At 73.8% G+C, this 14,765-nt stretch carries 11 protein-coding genes; 8 read left to right on the top strand and 3 right to left on the bottom strand.

The window, feature by feature from the left end; all coding sequences use genetic code 11:
• Window positions 1-127: 127 nt before the first annotated feature.
• Window positions 128-1,699, bottom strand: a complete 1,572-nt coding sequence (locus tag AACH11_RS03620; protein WP_341372831.1) for a helicase HerA-like domain-containing protein — start codon at window positions 1,697-1,699, stop codon at window positions 128-130.
• A gap of 205 nt (window positions 1,700-1,904) precedes the next feature.
• Between AACH11_RS03620 and AACH11_RS03615 the strand changes: the two genes are divergently transcribed.
• The 8 genes from AACH11_RS03615 (at window position 1,905) to rng (ending at window position 9,676) form a co-directional block, all read left to right on the top strand.
• A complete protein-coding gene (locus AACH11_RS03615) occupies window positions 1,905-2,633 on the top strand; it encodes a YebC/PmpR family DNA-binding transcriptional regulator (protein WP_341372830.1) in 729 nt (242 codons plus the stop codon).
• Window positions 2,630-3,931 (top strand): phosphoribosylamine--glycine ligase, encoded by a 1,302-nt coding sequence (gene purD, locus AACH11_RS03610; RefSeq protein ID WP_341372829.1) that lies wholly within the window; start codon window positions 2,630-2,632, stop codon window positions 3,929-3,931. The genes AACH11_RS03615 and purD overlap by 4 nt, the downstream gene beginning before the upstream one ends.
• 126 nt (window positions 3,932-4,057) lie before the next feature.
• Window positions 4,058-5,002 (top strand): oxygen-dependent coproporphyrinogen oxidase, encoded by a 945-nt coding sequence (hemF, locus tag AACH11_RS03605; protein WP_341372828.1) that lies wholly within the window; start codon window positions 4,058-4,060, stop codon window positions 5,000-5,002.
• Window positions 4,999-5,694 carry a nicotinate (nicotinamide) nucleotide adenylyltransferase gene (nadD, locus tag AACH11_RS03600; RefSeq protein WP_341372827.1) on the top strand — a complete coding sequence of 232 codons (696 nt, stop codon included), beginning with the start codon at window positions 4,999-5,001 and terminating at the stop codon, window positions 5,692-5,694. Before hemF ends, nadD begins: the two co-directional genes overlap by 4 nt.
• Window positions 5,695-6,699, top strand: coding sequence for a ribosome silencing factor (gene rsfS, locus AACH11_RS03595; protein WP_341372826.1), 1,005 nt, complete (start codon window positions 5,695-5,697; stop codon window positions 6,697-6,699).
• A gap of 194 nt (window positions 6,700-6,893) precedes the next feature.
• Window positions 6,894-7,364: a 23S rRNA (pseudouridine(1915)-N(3))-methyltransferase RlmH gene (gene rlmH, locus AACH11_RS03590; RefSeq protein ID WP_341372825.1), complete on the top strand. Its 471-nt coding sequence runs from the start codon at window positions 6,894-6,896 to the stop codon at window positions 7,362-7,364.
• A gap of 119 nt (window positions 7,365-7,483) precedes the next feature.
• The gene (locus tag AACH11_RS03585; protein WP_341372824.1) at window positions 7,484-8,089 is read left to right on the top strand and encodes a Maf family protein; all 606 of its coding nucleotides are present in this window, start codon (window positions 7,484-7,486) and stop codon (window positions 8,087-8,089) included.
• 105 nt (window positions 8,090-8,194) lie between these two features.
• Window positions 8,195-9,676 carry a ribonuclease G gene (gene rng, locus AACH11_RS03580; RefSeq protein WP_341372823.1) on the top strand — a complete coding sequence of 494 codons (1,482 nt, stop codon included), beginning with the start codon at window positions 8,195-8,197 and terminating at the stop codon, window positions 9,674-9,676.
• Window positions 9,677-9,715: 39 nt separating this feature from the next.
• Here the strand turns inward: rng and AACH11_RS03575 are convergent, their stop codons facing one another.
• Complete coding sequence (locus AACH11_RS03575; protein ID WP_341372822.1) at window positions 9,716-13,468, bottom strand: ATP-binding protein; 3,753 nt, start codon at window positions 13,466-13,468, stop codon at window positions 9,716-9,718.
• Window positions 13,469-13,479: 11 nt separating this feature from the next.
• On the bottom strand, window positions 13,480-14,742 hold the full coding sequence (locus tag AACH11_RS03570) for a metallophosphoesterase family protein (protein WP_341372821.1): 1,263 nt from the start codon (window positions 14,740-14,742) through the stop codon (window positions 13,480-13,482).
• Window positions 14,743-14,765: the final 23 nt, after the last annotated feature.

Below are 14,765 nucleotides of genomic sequence, written 5' to 3'. Positions count from 1 at the left end.
CCTGGCGCGGGGGCGGCGGCCGGCGCGCCGGGGGGCGCCGGGGGGGCGCAGGCCGTTCGCCGGCGTCCGGCGCCGCGCGGTGTCGGCGCGGTGTCGATCGGCGTGGCCCGGCGCCGCTCGGTGTGGCTCAGCGACGGCGGCTGCCGCCGCCACCCAGGATCGAGCCGAGCACGCCGCGGATGATCTCGCGGCCCACGGCCGAGCCGATCGAGCGCATGGCCGAGCCGGCCGCCGTCTCGACCAGGCCCGGGCGACGGCCGCCACGCGGGCCGGTCGAGCCGAACAGCACGTCCTTGACGCCATCCATCAGCGTGCTGCCCGCCCCGTCGGCCTCGGCCTCGGCCGCGGCCGTGCCCGCCTCGCGGGTACCCTCGCGCGCCGGCTGGCCCGTACCACCCGCCGTGCCGCGCTCCAGCGCCTGTCCGGCGCGGCCGCGCAGGATCTCGTAGGCCGATTCGCGGTCCACCGCCTGCTCGTAGACGCCGGCCACCAGCGAGCCCTGCAGCAGGGCCTGGCGCTGTTCGGCCGTGATCGGGCCGATCTGGCTGCCCGGCGGCAGCACGTAGACGCGTTGCGTGATGCCCGGGCGGCCCTTCTCGTCGAGCAGGCTGACCAGCGCCTCGCCGACGCCCAGCTCGGTGATGGCGGCCGGCAGGTCGGGCAGGGCGGGGTTGGGCCGCATCGTCTCGGCCGCGGCCTTGACCGCCTTCTGGTCGCGCGGCGAGAACGCGCGCAGTGCGTGCTGCACCCGGTTGCCGAGCTGGCCCAGCACGGTGTCGGGCACGTCCATCGGGTTCTGCGTCACGAAATAGACGCCCACGCCCTTCGAGCGCACCAGGCGCACCACCAGCTCGATGCGCTCGACCAGCGCCGTCGGTGCGTCCTTGAACAGCAGGTGGGCCTCGTCGAAGAAGAACACCAGCTTGGGCTTGTCCAGGTCGCCGACCTCGGGCAGCTGCTCGAACAGCTCCGACAGCAGCCACAGCAGGAAGGTCGCGTACAGGCGCGGCGCGGCCAGCAGCTGGTCGGCGGCCAGGATGTTGACCACGCCGCGGCCCTCGACCGTCTGCATGAAGTCGGCGATGTCGAGCATGGGCTCGCCGAAGAAGCGCTCGCCGCCCTGCTGCTCGATCTGCAGCAGGCCACGCTGGATGGCGCCGATCGAGGCCTTGGAGACGTTGCCGTAGGCGGTGGTGAACTCGCTGGCGTTGTCGCCCACGTGCTGCAGCATCGCGCTCAGGTCCTTCAGGTCCAGCAGCAGCAGGCCCTGGTCGTCGGCGATCTTGAACACCAGGTTGAGCACGCCGGCCTGGGTCTCGTTGAGCGCCAGCATGCGGGCCAGCAGCAGCGGGCCGAGGTCGCTGACGGTGGCGCGCACCGGGTGGCCCTGCTCGCCGAAGACATCCCACAGCGTGGCCGGGCAGGCCAGCGGCTGCGGCGCGTCCAGGCCGCGTTCGGCCAGCACCTTGGCCAGCTTGTCGCCGATGCGTCCGGGCTGGGCGATGCCGGTCAGGTCGCCCTTGACGTCGGCCATGAACACCGGCACGCCGATGGCCGAGAAGCCCTCGGCCAGCGTCTGCAGCGTGATGGTCTTGCCGGTGCCGGTGGCCCCGGTGATCAGCCCGTGGCGGTTGGCCAGCGCGGGCAGCAGATGGCATTCGGTCTGGCCGTGGCGGGCCAGCAAGATGGGGTCGGTCATGGCAGCGGCGTCCTTCGGATGCGGGCCGGCCGCCCGGGGCGGCCGCAGGCCCATGGGGCGGAGTTTAGGCGGCCGCGACAGGGGCTCCGGCGGCAGCCGAGGGGGGGCCGGCCGGCGATCGGCCGCGGGCCGCCTAGAATCGCGGGTTTGCTGAACACTGCAAGCCGTGGCGCGTCCTGCGCCCGCGGCCGACGAGAGGACCCCCATGGCCGGACATTCCAAATGGGCCAACATCCAGCACCGCAAGGGTCGCCAGGATGAGAAGCGCGGCAAGATCTGGACGCGCCTGACCCGCGAAATCATCGTCTCCGCCCGCCAGGGCGGTGGCGACATCGCGATGAACCCGCGCCTGCGTCTGGCCATCGACAAGGCCAAGGCGGCCAACATGCCGGCCGACAACATCAAGCGCAACGTCGACAAGGCCACCGGCAACCTCGACGGCGTGACCTACGAGGAAATCCGCTACGAGGGCTACGGCATCGGCGGCGCGGCGGTCATCGTCGACTGCATGACCGACAACCGGGTGCGCACGGTGGCCGAGGTGCGTCACGCCTTCAGCAAGTACGGCGGCAACCTGGGCACCGAAGGCTCGGTGGCCTTCCAGTTCAAGCACGTCGGCCAGTTCTTCCACGCCCCCGGCGTCGGCGAGGACCGGTTGATGGAGGTGGCCCTGGAGGCCGGCGCCGACGACGTGGTCACCCACGAAGACGGCTCCTTCGAGGTGCTGTGTGCGCCGGCCGTCTTCGAGGCGGTGCAGCAGGCGCTGGACGCCGCGGGCCTGAAGCCCGAGATGGCCGAGGTCACGATGCGTGCCGACAACGCCATCGCGTTGACCGGTGACGACGCCCAGCGCATGCAGAAGCTGCTGGACGTGCTGGAAGACCTCGACGACACCCAGGCGGTGTTCCACAACGCGGAGATCGACGCAGCATGAAGGTCCTGGTGATCGGCTCGGGCGGCCGCGAACATGCCCTGGCCTGGAAGCTGGCCGCGAGTCCCAAGGTGCAGCAGGTCTTCGTGGCGCCGGGCAACGGCGGCACGGCCCGCGACACGCGCCTGAAGAACGTGCCGATCACCGACCCGTCGGCGCTGGCGGACTTCGCCGCGGCCGAGAAGGTCGGCCTGACGGTGGTCGGCCCCGAGGCCCCGCTGTCGCAGGGCGTGGTCGACATCTTCCGTGCCCGCGGTCTGCGCATCTTCGGCCCGACCAAGGCCGCCGCGCAGCTGGAGTCGTCCAAGGCCTTCGCCAAGGACTTCATGAAGCGCCACGGCATCCCGACCGCGGCCTACGACACCTTCACCGACCCGGCCGCCGCCCACGCCTACGTGGACCAGCTGGGCGCGCCCATCGTCATCAAGGCCGACGGCCTGGCGGCGGGCAAGGGCGTGGTGGTGGCGATGACGCTGCAGGAAGCCCATGAGGCGGTCGACTTCATGCTGGTCGACAACACCCTCGGCGTGCAGCACAACGCCGGCGGCGCCCGCGTCGTCATCGAGGAGTTCCTCGCCGGCGAGGAAGCCAGCTTCATCGTGCTGGTCGACGGCAAGCACGTGCTGGCCCTGGCCTCCAGCCAGGACCACAAGCGGCTGAAGGACGGCGACCAGGGCCCGAACACCGGCGGCATGGGCGCCTACAGCCCGGCGCCGGTGGTCACGCCCGACGTCCACGCCCGCGCGATGCGCGAGATCATCCTGCCCACCGTGCAGGGCATGGCCAAGGACGGCATCCCGTTCACCGGTTTCCTGTACGCCGGCCTGATGATCGACGGCCAGGGCCGGCCGAAGACGCTGGAGTTCAACACCCGCATGGGGGACCCCGAGACCCAGCCCATCCTGATGCGCCTGAAGAGCGACCTGGTCGACGTGCTGATGCACGGCACCGACGGCACGCTCGACCAGGTCGAGCTGGACTGGGACCGGCGCGTGGCGCTGGGCGTGGTCATGGCCGCGGCCGGCTATCCGATGGACCCGCGCAAGGGTGACGTGATCACCGGCCTGCCGGCGGATGCCCGCGGCACGGCCGACACCGTCGTCTTCCATGCCGGCACCGCGCAGGAGGCCGATGGCAGCGTGCGCGTGACCGGCGGCCGCGTGCTGTGCGTGACGGCGCTCGGCGATTCGACCAAGCTGGCGGCGCAGGCCGCCTATGACGTGTTGCGCGGCATCCAGTTCGACGGCGCGCAGTTCCGCAACGACATCGGCCATCGCGCGATGGCGCCGAAGAAGGGCTGATCGGCCCGTCGTCCACGCCCGCCGGGCCGGCCGTGACGGCCGCCCGGCCGACGGCCGCGCCGTGTGCGCGGCCGTCGCCGTTTCCGGCCTTCCTGTCACCGTGCGCGCCACCGCGCTGTCCACGCCATGGATTTCCAGCCCGTCCGCTCCTATCTGCTCGGTCTGCAGGACCGCATCATCGCCGCGCTCGAAGCCGCCGACGGTCAGCCCTTCCTGACCGACGCCTGGACGCGTCCGGACGGCGAGCGGCTGCAGGGCGACGGCCGCACGCGGCTGATCGAGCAGGGCGGCCTGTTCGAGCGCGGCGGCTGCAACTTCAGCCATGTGCGTGGTGCGGCCATGCCGCCGAGCGCCACCGCCCACCGGCCCGAGCTGGCGGGCGCGCCCTTCGAGGCCATGGGCGTCAGCCTGGTGCTGCACCCGCGCAACCCGCACGTGCCCACCGTGCACATGAACGTGCGCATGTTCGCCGCGCTGCCGGCCGGACGCGATCCGGTGGTGTGGTTCGGCGGCGGCATGGACCTGACGCCTTATTACGGCGTCGAGGCCGACGCGGTGCATTTCCACCGGACCTGCCGCGACGCGCTGGCCCCCTTCGAGCCGGCCGCCGGTGCCGAGCTGCATCCGCGCTTCAAGCGCTGGTGCGACGACTACTTCTTCCTCAAGCACCGCGCCGAGCCGCGCGGCATCGGCGGCATCTTCTTCGACGACTTCTGCCTGCCGGCCGAAGAGGGCGGCTTCGAGCGCAGCTTCGCGCTGCTGCGCGCCGTCGGCGATGCCTTCGTGCCGGCCTATCTGCCGATCGTCGAGCGCCGCCGCGACACGCCCTACGGCGAGCGCGAGCGCGACTTCCAGGCCTACCGCCGCGGCCGCTATGTCGAGTTCAACCTGGTGTTCGACCGCGGCACGCTGTTCGGCCTGCAGTCGGGCGGCCGTACCGAGAGCATCCTGATGTCGATGCCGCCGCTCGTCACCTGGCGCTACGACTGGCAGCCCGAGGCGGGCACGCCCGAGGCGCGCCTCTACACCGATTTCCTGCGCCCGCGCGCGTGGGCCGACGAGGGCACGTGAGTCAGCCTGCGGATCTCCGGTCCGCCGACGGCGCCGTGCGCCGCATCGGCCTGCTCGGCGGCAGCTTCGATCCGCCGCATCTGGCGCACCGCGCGCTCGGCCGGCTGGCGCAGCAGGCGCTGGCGCTGGACGAACTGCGCTGGCTGCCCGCCGGCCAGCCCTGGCAGAAGGCCGGCCAGCGCCTGGCCGCGCCCGCGCACCGCCTGGCCATGCTGCAGGCGCTGCTCGACGAGGCGCCGGGCGCCGGCGCCGAAGGCATCGACCCGCGCGAACTGCAGCGCCAGGGCCCGAGCTACACCATCGACACCGTGCTCGAACTGCGCGCCGAGGCCGCTGCCGCGGGCCGCGCGGTCGAGCTCTTCCTGATCATCGGCCAGGACCAGTACGGCCGCATCGACACCTGGCAGCGCTGGCCCGAGCTGCTGGAACTGGTGAGGCTGGCCGTGGCCGCGCGCGAGGGCAAGATGCCCTGTGCGCCGGCTGCGCTGGCCGAGCGACCGGGCCACCATGACCCCTCCCGAGTGCATGTGCTGCCGCTGCCGCGGCTGGACATCGCCGCCCGCGACATCCGTCGCCGTCTGGCCGCAGGCCAGGCGGTCGATGCGCTGGTCGGCCCTGCGGTGGCAGGCTATATTGCCCGCCACGGCTTGTACCGGGATCCTTCCGACAACGACAGCCCAGGCACCCGCTGAATGGACATCCGCACCCTCCAACAGGCCATCGTCGATGGCCTTGAAGACGTCAAGGCCCAGAACATCCAGGTCTTCGACACCGAGCACCTCTCACCGCTGTTCGAGCGCGTGATCGTCGCCTCCGGCACCAGCAACCGCCAGACCAAGGCGCTGGCGGCCAGCGTGCGCGACGCGGTGAAGTCCGCCGGCGGCGAGATCCTGGCCACCGAGGGCCAGGACAACGGCGAGTGGATCATCGTCGACTGCGGCTCGGCCGTCGTCCACATCATGCAGCCGGGCATCCGCGACTACTACCGCCTCGAGGAGATCTGGGGCGAGAAGGCGGTCAAGCTGAAGACGGCGCCCGCCCGCCGCAAGGGTCTGGTCAAGGCCTCCGAGGGCCCGGACGACGAGGTGCCGGCCGCCGCGAAGAAGGCCGCGCCGAAGAAGGCCCGGGCGGCCAAGGTCGCCGTCGAGGCGGTGGACGAGCCGGTGAAGAAGGCGGCTCCGGCGCGCAAGCCGGCCCGCAAGACCGCGGCCGCTCCGGCCCCGGCCGCGAAGAAGGCACCGGCGGCCAAGAAGGTCGCCCGCAAGACCGCGCGCGGCGCCATGCCGGTGGCCACCGAGAAGCTGGTCGTCAACAAGCCGGCGAAGAAGACCACGGCCAAGCCGGTCCCCAAGGCAGCACCGAAGGCCGCCGCCGCACCGGTCGACAAGGCCCCGGCCCGCCGCACCGCGACCGCCGCGGCGCCTGCCGCGCCGGCACGCAAGACGGCCACCAAGCCCCTGGCCAAGCCCCTGGCCAAGCCCGTGGCCAAGCCGGTTGCCGCCAAGAAGGCCGTCAGCCGCAGCGTCGCCGCTGCGCCCAAGGCGGTCGTCGCGCCGAAGGCCGTGGCCCCGAAGGCCGCTCCGAAGGCCGCAGCCCCCAAGGCCGCTGCCGCCGGCAAGCCGGCCGCCACGAAAGTGCCGGCCAAGAAGGCGCCGGCCAAGAAGGCCGCGGCCCGCAAGTCCGCCAAGGCGGGCTGAGCCATGCTGCTGCGCCAGCGGCCGCTGCCGTGCGGTGGGCGTCGCCGGGTGGACCGTCGTGACACGGGCGGGCGGCTGCGGCCGCCGGCGGGCCTGCGGTCTCGGTGGTCGGCGGTCGTCCGGCTGGCGGTCGTCCGGCTGGCATGTGGCGTGCCCTCCGCGGCGACCGGGATGCCCTCCGTGGCCGCCGGCCGATGAAGCTCTGTCTGGCCGCGGTCGGCCAGCGCCAGCCGGCCTGGACCGAGACCGCCTACGAGGACTTCGCCAAGCGCTTTCCGCCGGATCTGCGGCTGGAGCTCAAGGCCGTCAAGGCCGAGCCGCGCACCACCGGCAAGACCGCCGCGCAGATGATGGCCGCCGAGGCCCAGCGTCTGGAGGCGGCCTGTCCCAAGGGCGCGCGCCGCGTCGTGCTCGACGAGCGCGGCACCCGTCACACCACGGTCGCGCTCGCCGAGCGCCTGCAGGCCTGGCAGCACGATGGCCGTGACGTGGTCTTCCTCGTCGGTGGCCCGGACGGACTGGATCCGGCCCTCAAGGCCACGGCGGACGAGACCTGGCGGCTGTCGGACCTGACGCTGCCGCATGCCTTCGTGCGCGTGCTGCTGGCCGAGGCGCTCTACCGCGCCTGGAGCGTCAGCGTCGGCCATCCCTACCATCGGGAGTGAGGTGCGCGCCGTGCGGCCTGCGGTCGCGCGGCGTCACGCGGCCGGGTCGGGGCGGCTGGTCCGGCATGTCCACCAGGCCCGGCTGGCGCAAGGCCTGCGCACCGTTACCATCGCCGCCCATGGCCGCCGACTTCATCTACCTCGCCTCCCAGAGCCCGCGTCGCCGTCAGCTGCTCGACCAGCTGGGCGTGCGCCACGAACTGCTGTTGCCCGACGCGGACGAGGACGCCGAGGCGCTGGAGGACGTGCTGCCCGGCGAGGCCCCGCGCGACTATGTGCAGCGGGTGACCGCGCTCAAGCTGAAGGCCGCGCTGCGGCGCCTGAAGCGCCGAGGTCTTCCGGCCGCGCCGGTGCTGTGCGCCGACACCACCGTCGCGCTGGGCCGGCGCATCCTGGGCAAGCCGGCCGATGGCGAGGACGCTGCCCGGATGCTGGGCGGTCTGTCAGGCCGCGCCCACCGTGTCCACACCGCGGTGGCGCTCGGCTGGGGCCGGCGCCAGGCGGCCGCGCTGAGCGATTCACGGGTCTGGATGGACACGCTGGCGCCGGCCGTGATCGCCCGCTACATCGCCGGCGGCGAGCCCTTCGGCAAGGCGGGTGCCTATGCCATCCAGGGCGCGTTGGCCGGGCGCATCGCCCGGATCGACGGCAGCTACACCGGTATCATGGGCCTGCCCCTGTTCGAAACGGCCGGACTGCTGAGACAAGCCGGGCTGACGGTCTGAGCCTGCCGCGCCACCTGCGGAGCCGGCGCCGCACGCCGGCCACCGGCCCGCATCCGATCCCGACACCCTGACCCGCCCGGGCCGCACCCGGGCGACGAGCACCGCATGCACGACATCCTGATCAACTGGTCTCCGCAGGAGACCCGCGTCGCGCTGATCGAGAACGGCGCCGTCCAGGAGCTGCACATCGAGCGCACGCTCGAGCGCGGGCTGGTCGGCAACGTCTACCTCGGCAAGGTGGCCCGCGTGCTGCCGGGCATGCAGAGCGCCTTCATCGAGATCGGCCTGGAGCGGGCGGCCTTCCTGCACGTGGCCGATCTGCACACCGGCCACGGTCCGCACCACCATCACCGGGGCGACACCAACGCGCCGGTGCCCATCGAGCGCCAGGTCTTCGAGGGCCAGACGCTGATGGTGCAGGTCATCAAGGATCCGATCGGCACCAAGGGCGCCCGCCTGTCGACGCAGATCTCGGTGGCCGGCCGCATGCTGGTCTTCCTGCCGCAGGACAACCACCTCGGCATCAGCCAGAAGATCGGCTCGCACGAGCAGCGCGAGCAGCTGCGCGCCCGCATGCAGGCCCTGACGGCCACCACCGACGGCAGCCCCACCGGCGGCTTCATCCTGCGCACCAATGCCGAGGATGCCAGCGACGAGGACCTCGGCGACGACATCGCCTACCTGCGCAAGACCTGGGCCACGATCAAGCAGCGCGGCACTGCCCAGCCCGCCGGCACGCTGCTGCATCAGGACCTGAACCTGACCCAGCGCGTGCTGCGCGATCTGGCCAATGACGCCACCCACGTCATCCGCATCGACTCCAAGCTGCAGCACGATGCGCTGAAGGCCTTCGGCGAGGCCTACACGCCGGGTTCAGCGGCCAAGCTGGAGCTCTACAAGGGCGAGCGCCCGATCTTCGACCTCTACAACGTCGAGGAGGAGATCGCCCGTGCGCTGGCGCGCCGCGTCGAGCTCAAGAGCGGCGGCTACCTGATCATCGACCAGACCGAGGCGCTGACGACGATCGACGTCAACACCGGCGGCTTCGTCGGTGCACGCAATTTCGACGACACGATCTTCAAGACCAATCTGGAAGCCGCCGGGGCCATGGCCCGCCAGCTGCGTCTGCGCAACCTGGGCGGCATCATCATCCTCGACTTCATCGACATGCTGCGCGAGGACCACCAGCAGGCCGTGCTGGCCGAGCTGCGCAAGCAGCTCAGCCGCGACCGCACCAAGGTCACCGTCAGCGGCTTCACCCAGCTGGGTCTGGTCGAGATGACGCGCAAGCGCACGCGCGAGAGCCTGGCCCACATGCTGTGCCAGCCCTGCCCGATCTGCGAAGGGCGCGGCCAGGTCAAGACCGCGCGCAGCGTCTGCTACGACATCCTGCGCGAGATCCTGCGCGAGGCGCGCCAGTTCAACCCGCGCGAGTTCCGCGTGGTGGCCAGCGCGGCGGTGGTCGAGATGCTGCTCGACGAGGAAAGCCAGCACCTGGCCGGCCTGTCGGACTTCATCGGCAAGCCGATCTCGATGAGCAGCGAGCCCAGCTTCAGCCCCGAGCAGTACGACATCGTGCTGCTCTGAGCCTGAGCCTTCACGGGCCAGGGCCGGCCACGGTCGCCCTCAGCGCGACTCCAGCCGCACCACGTTGATCGCCGCACCGACCGCCTCGCGGGCGACGTCGATCAGGTGCTCGTGGTGGGTCAGGAAGATGACCTGGGTGCGGCGCGAGAGCTCGCCCAGCACGGCCAGGCCGGCGCGTGAGCGGGCGTCGTGGAAGTTGACGAACAGGTCGTCGGCGATGAAGGGCAGCGGGCGGTCGCTGGCGATCTGCAGCTCGAGCGCGGCCAGGCGCAGGGCCAGGAAGAGCTGGTCGCGCGTGCCCTCGCTCAGGCCCTCGACGCCGACGCGCTCGCCGCTGTCGCGCACGGCCAGCAGGCGCGGCGGCTGCTGCTCGACGTCGGTGGCCAGGCGGGCGTGGCGGCCGAGCGTGAGCTGCGTGAACAGCGTGCTGGCGCGCGCCAGCAAGGGGCCCTGGCGGCGCTCGCGGTAGCGGTCGATCGCCCAGCGCAGCAGGCGCGAGGCGGTGGCCACGTGGATGTAGCGCTCGGCCGCCTCGCCCATCTGGGCCAGGGCCTCCAGACGCCGGCCTTCGGCCAGCGCGGCGGCGTCACCGCCCTCGGTGCGCGCCAGTTCGGCCCGGGCCTGGGCCAGCGCGGCGCTCAGCCGGCCGCGCTGCTCGACGGCCTCGGCCAGCGCCTGGTCGATGGCCTCCAGCGCGGGCTTCAGGCCGCTGGCCGGGTGGGCCCGGGCTTCGGCCTGCAGGGCGGCCAGATCCAGCCCGTCGCCGGCCTCCAGCAGGCCGTGCTGCTGGGCGGTGACCTCGGTCTGCAGCGTGCGCAGGCGGTCGCTGGCCTCGATGCGCTGGCGCAGCACGGCCAGATCACGGGTGCCGGCCTGCTCGAACAGGGCCTGCAGCGTGGCCTCGGTGGCGGCGATGGCGAGTGTGGCGGCCTCCAGCGCCTGCGCGTGGCGGGCCAGCTCGTCGAGCGCATGGTCGCGCGCCTGCTGCAGGCGCCGGGCCTGCTGCAGGGCCTGCTGGGCGGCATCAGCCCGCTGGCGGGCGGCCTGCAGGCGCAGGTGGTCGTCGGCCGGGTCGTGTGGCGTCGCGGCGGGGGCTGGCGAGGCTGGCCGGGCCGGGGCGTGGGCGTGGGCGTGGGCGTGCGCCGCCGTGCCGGGCAGCGGGCCCCTCAGGTCGTCGGCCAGCGCGATGCAGGCCGCGATGTCCTGCTGCAGCGTGCGCATGCGGCGGGTGCGCAGGGTGTCGATCTCGTCGCAGCGCGCGTGCAGCGCCCGGGCCTGCTCGATGGCGGCTTCCGCGGCCTCGGGGCCGTGCCAGGCCTCGTCCAGGCCGGCGGCGCTGACGGCGGCCTGCCAGCGTGTCTGCCAGTCGCGCAGCGCCTCGTCGGTGGCCGCGGCCTGCAGCGTGGCCTGGGCCAGCTCGGCCTGGGCATCGGCCCACTGGCGCTGGTGGGCGGCGGCACCGGCCAGCGCGGCCTGGTGCTGCTGCAGGCAGGCCTCGGCGGCGGCGCAGAGTTCGGCCAGATCGGGCGTGGCGGCGGCGGCAGCAGCGGGTGTGGCCATGCCGGCCTTCCGCGGCGGCGCGTCGGCGGCCGGCGGCACGCCACTGTCCGCCAGTGCCTGCTGCAGGCGCTGCGCGGTGGTGACGATCGCCTGCTGCTCGGCGGCCTGGTCGGCGCGGGCGGCCTGCAGCGCGGACGCGGCGGCCAGCACCTCGCGGCGGGCGGCCAGCCAGTCGGCGGCGTCCAGCAGCGCCAGGTCGGGCAGGCCGCAGGCCGCGCGCCGCTGCGCCCAGCGGGCCTCGACGGCCTCCAGCGCCTGCTGCGCGGCGGTGTGGCGCGCCTGGGCGGACTCGGCCTGTGCCTGCTCGCGCGCGGCGGCGTCGCGCAGGCTCTGCAGCTGGGCGGCCTCGGTGGCCTGGGCCTGCTGGCGGTCGGCCAGCTCGTCGGCGCGGCCGATGGCCTGCTCCAGCGGCACGGCCACCTCGGCCAGCGGCCGGGCGCCGTCGCGCAGGCCGGCCCACAGGCCGTCGCGCTGGCCGCGCGCCGCGCGCACGTCGGTGGCCGTGATGACGGCGCTGCCGGCACTCGACTGCGCCAGGGCCAGCGCCGCCCGCCGGGCACGTTCAGCGGCCTCGTCGGCCTCGCGCTCGGCGCTGTGGCGGGCGGCCAGGCGCTCGGCGCGCTCGGCCTTGAGGGCGTTCAGGTGCTCGTCGCTGGGGGGCGTCAAGGCGGCCAGGCGGTCGAGGGCGGCGGCGTCCCGGGCCTCGGTGGTGTTGCAGGTGTCGCGGGTGTCGCGGGTGTCGCCGGTGACGCCGGTCTCGCTGGCCGCCCCGATCTCTGCCGTGACGGCCGTGACGGCCGCCCCGTGCGGGCCGACCGGCGCTGCCGGGCCGAGCGCCACCCACGCCGCCTGCAGCCGCAGGCCGGCCTGGGTGAGCGCGGCGCTCTGCTGGCGGCGGCGCAGCACGCCGCTGCGCAGGCTCTGGGCGTCCTGCAGGGCGGCGGCCAGATCGGCTGCGGGCAGGCTCTGGGTGGCGGCCGGCCGCACGGCCTCGTCCAGCCGCTCGCACTGCTGCTGCGCCCGCTGCAGCGCCATCTGCGCGGTGTGGCGGGACTGGCGCAGCGTGGCGGCCTGGCGTTGCAGCTGCTCCAGCGCCTTGAGCTGGGCGGCGGCGGGCAGCACGGCGCGCAGCCGCGCCTCGTCGCCCGGCCAGCCGAGCGCCTGGGCACCGGACTGCAGCGCCTGCAGCAGGCTCTGCAGCTCGTCGGCGCAGCGTTCGAGCTCGCGCTGCTGGCGCAGGGCGGTCGGCAGCTGGACGGCCAGGGTCTCGATGGCGGCGGCCTGCGCCAGCACCGCGGCCTCGGGGTTCAGCCCCTCCAGGCGGACGCGGCCTTCGACCACGGCCCGCTCGTGCAGGGTGTGGGCGGCGCGCTGGTGGGCCAGGGCCCGTTCGGCTTCGTCCAGGCGGTGGGCGGCATCGGCCGGCAGCGTGCGCAGCTCGGGCTCAGCTTCCAGCGCGGCCCGTGCCTCGACCGCGGCCTGCCACTGTGCCAGGCGCGGGGCGACGCGGCGCACCCGCTCCAGCGTCACGCGTTGGGCGCTCAGCTGCTGCCAGTGCGTGCCGGCCTGGGCCAGCTCGGCCTCCAGCCGTGTGACCTCGGCCGCCGCCGCGCTCCAGGCGCGGGTGTTGACGGTGGCCGCGCGCAGGCTCTGCCGCGCGCCGTCATGCAGATCGAGGGCCGCGTAGAAGGCGCGGCTGCCGGACTTGCGCGGCGCGTACAGCGCATCGGCCTCGGCCGCCAGCGCGTCGCGCAGCGTGCCCAGGCCGCCCAGACCCGCGGCCGACTGGAACAGCAGCTGACCGACATCGTCAGCGGCATCGAGGATGCTGCGTCCGCCCTCGATCAGGCCGTTCAGGTCGAGGCAGAACATGCGCCGGTACAGCAGCTCGGTGGCCGCACCCAGGTGCGGCCGCAGCGCGTCGTCGGGCAGCGGGGTGTCGTCGGCGGCGCGGCGCAGTGGCTTGCGGCCGCGGGCCCGTTGCACGGCCAGCGTGCCGGCCTCCGACGTGATCTGCGCGCCCAGGCGCAGCTCGGCCAGCGGGTGCAGGAAGTCCATGTCGCTGCGCAGGGGCATGCCGAACAGCAGCTCGGCCACCGCGCGGCGCAGCGTGGACTTGCCGGCCTCGTTGGGGCCGACGACGAGGTGGAAATCCTGCGGCGCCGCGGGCAGGTCCAGCCGCTGGTCGGTGAACTTGCCGAAGCGGATCAGTTCCAGGTGATCGAATCGCATCGCGGGCTCCTTCAGGCCGCGCTCGCCAGGCGGGCGATCAGCCCCGGCAGCACCTGGTCGAACACGGCGTCGAGCTCGCCATCGCGCACCTGGCGCAGCAGCGGCAGCTCGGTGGCCAGATCGGGCGCCTTGCCCAGCAGCTGGGCGAAGTCGGTGCGCAGGGCCTCGCGCAGGACCGCGTCGTCGCGCGCCTCCTGCAGCAGGGCGGCCAGATCGGCCAGCGCGTCGGCGCCCAGCGGGCCGTCGTCGGTGGCCGGGCCCTGGTCGGGCTGTGTCTCCAGCCGCAGCTTCTCCAGCCACAGCCGCTCGGGGCCGATGGCGGCGATCTCGGCCAGCACCTGCGCGCGCAGCTCGGTGGCGCGGGCGAACAGCGCGCCGTGGGCCGCGGTGCGGCCGTGCAGCGTCAGGCGCACGGCCCGCGGCACCTGGCCGTCGACATCGAGCAGCCGGCCCAGCGCGCGGCCGCTGGCGAGACCGACGGCGGCCAGATCGGCGCAGCCGCTGACGTCGAGCCTGAGGTGCTCCCAGCGCAGCACATCGATCGTCAGGCGCTCGACCCGGGCCTGGGCGCCGGGGCCGTCGATCTCGACCAGCACGGCGCCGCGCGGCCCGCACTCGCGCACGCTGCGGCCCTGCAGGTTGCCGGGAAAGCAGATGGTGCTCGGGCCCGGCCACAGCGCGTGCTCGTGCACATGGCCGAGCGCCCAGTACTCGTAGCCCTTGGCCTGCAGCTCGGCCAGGGTGCAGGGCGCGTAGCGGGGGTGCTCGGCATGGCCTTCGAGCGCGGTGTGCAGCACGCCGATGTTGACGTGGTCGCGCAGCGGCGCCGCATAGCCGGTCACCAGGTTGTCGGTGGTGGCGGCCTGGCGGAAGCTGCGGCCGTGCAGCGCCACGCGCAGCGGCTCGATGACGTGGGTCTGGCAGGCGTTGGCGGCGAAGACCCGCACGTTGTCGGGCAGGCGCAGCGCGCGCGTCATCTGGCTCTCGGCATCGTGGTTGCCGTGGAGCACGAAGGCCGGGATGCCGGCGCGCTGCAGCCGGCCCATCTCGGCGCAGAAGTACAGGCCGGTGTTGAAGTCGGGCCAGTCACCGTCGTAGAGGTCGCCGGCGATGACGATGAAGTCGACCCGCTCGTCGATGGCCCGCGTCACCAGCGCGCTGAAGGCCTCGCGGCTGGCGCCGCGCAGGCGCTCGGCCGGGGCGTCCTGGTAGGCGGACAGGCCGCGCAGCGGGCTGTCGAGGTGGATGTCGGCGGTGTGGATGAAGCGCGGCACGGGTCGGGGGCGGCAGGCGGCGG

This window comes from Pseudaquabacterium rugosum, from assembly GCF_038066575.1.
In the GTDB taxonomy this organism is placed as follows: Bacteria; Pseudomonadota; Gammaproteobacteria; order Burkholderiales; family Burkholderiaceae_C; genus Pseudaquabacterium; species Pseudaquabacterium rugosum.
This window is presented reverse-complemented; position numbering and strand designations above follow the sequence as displayed.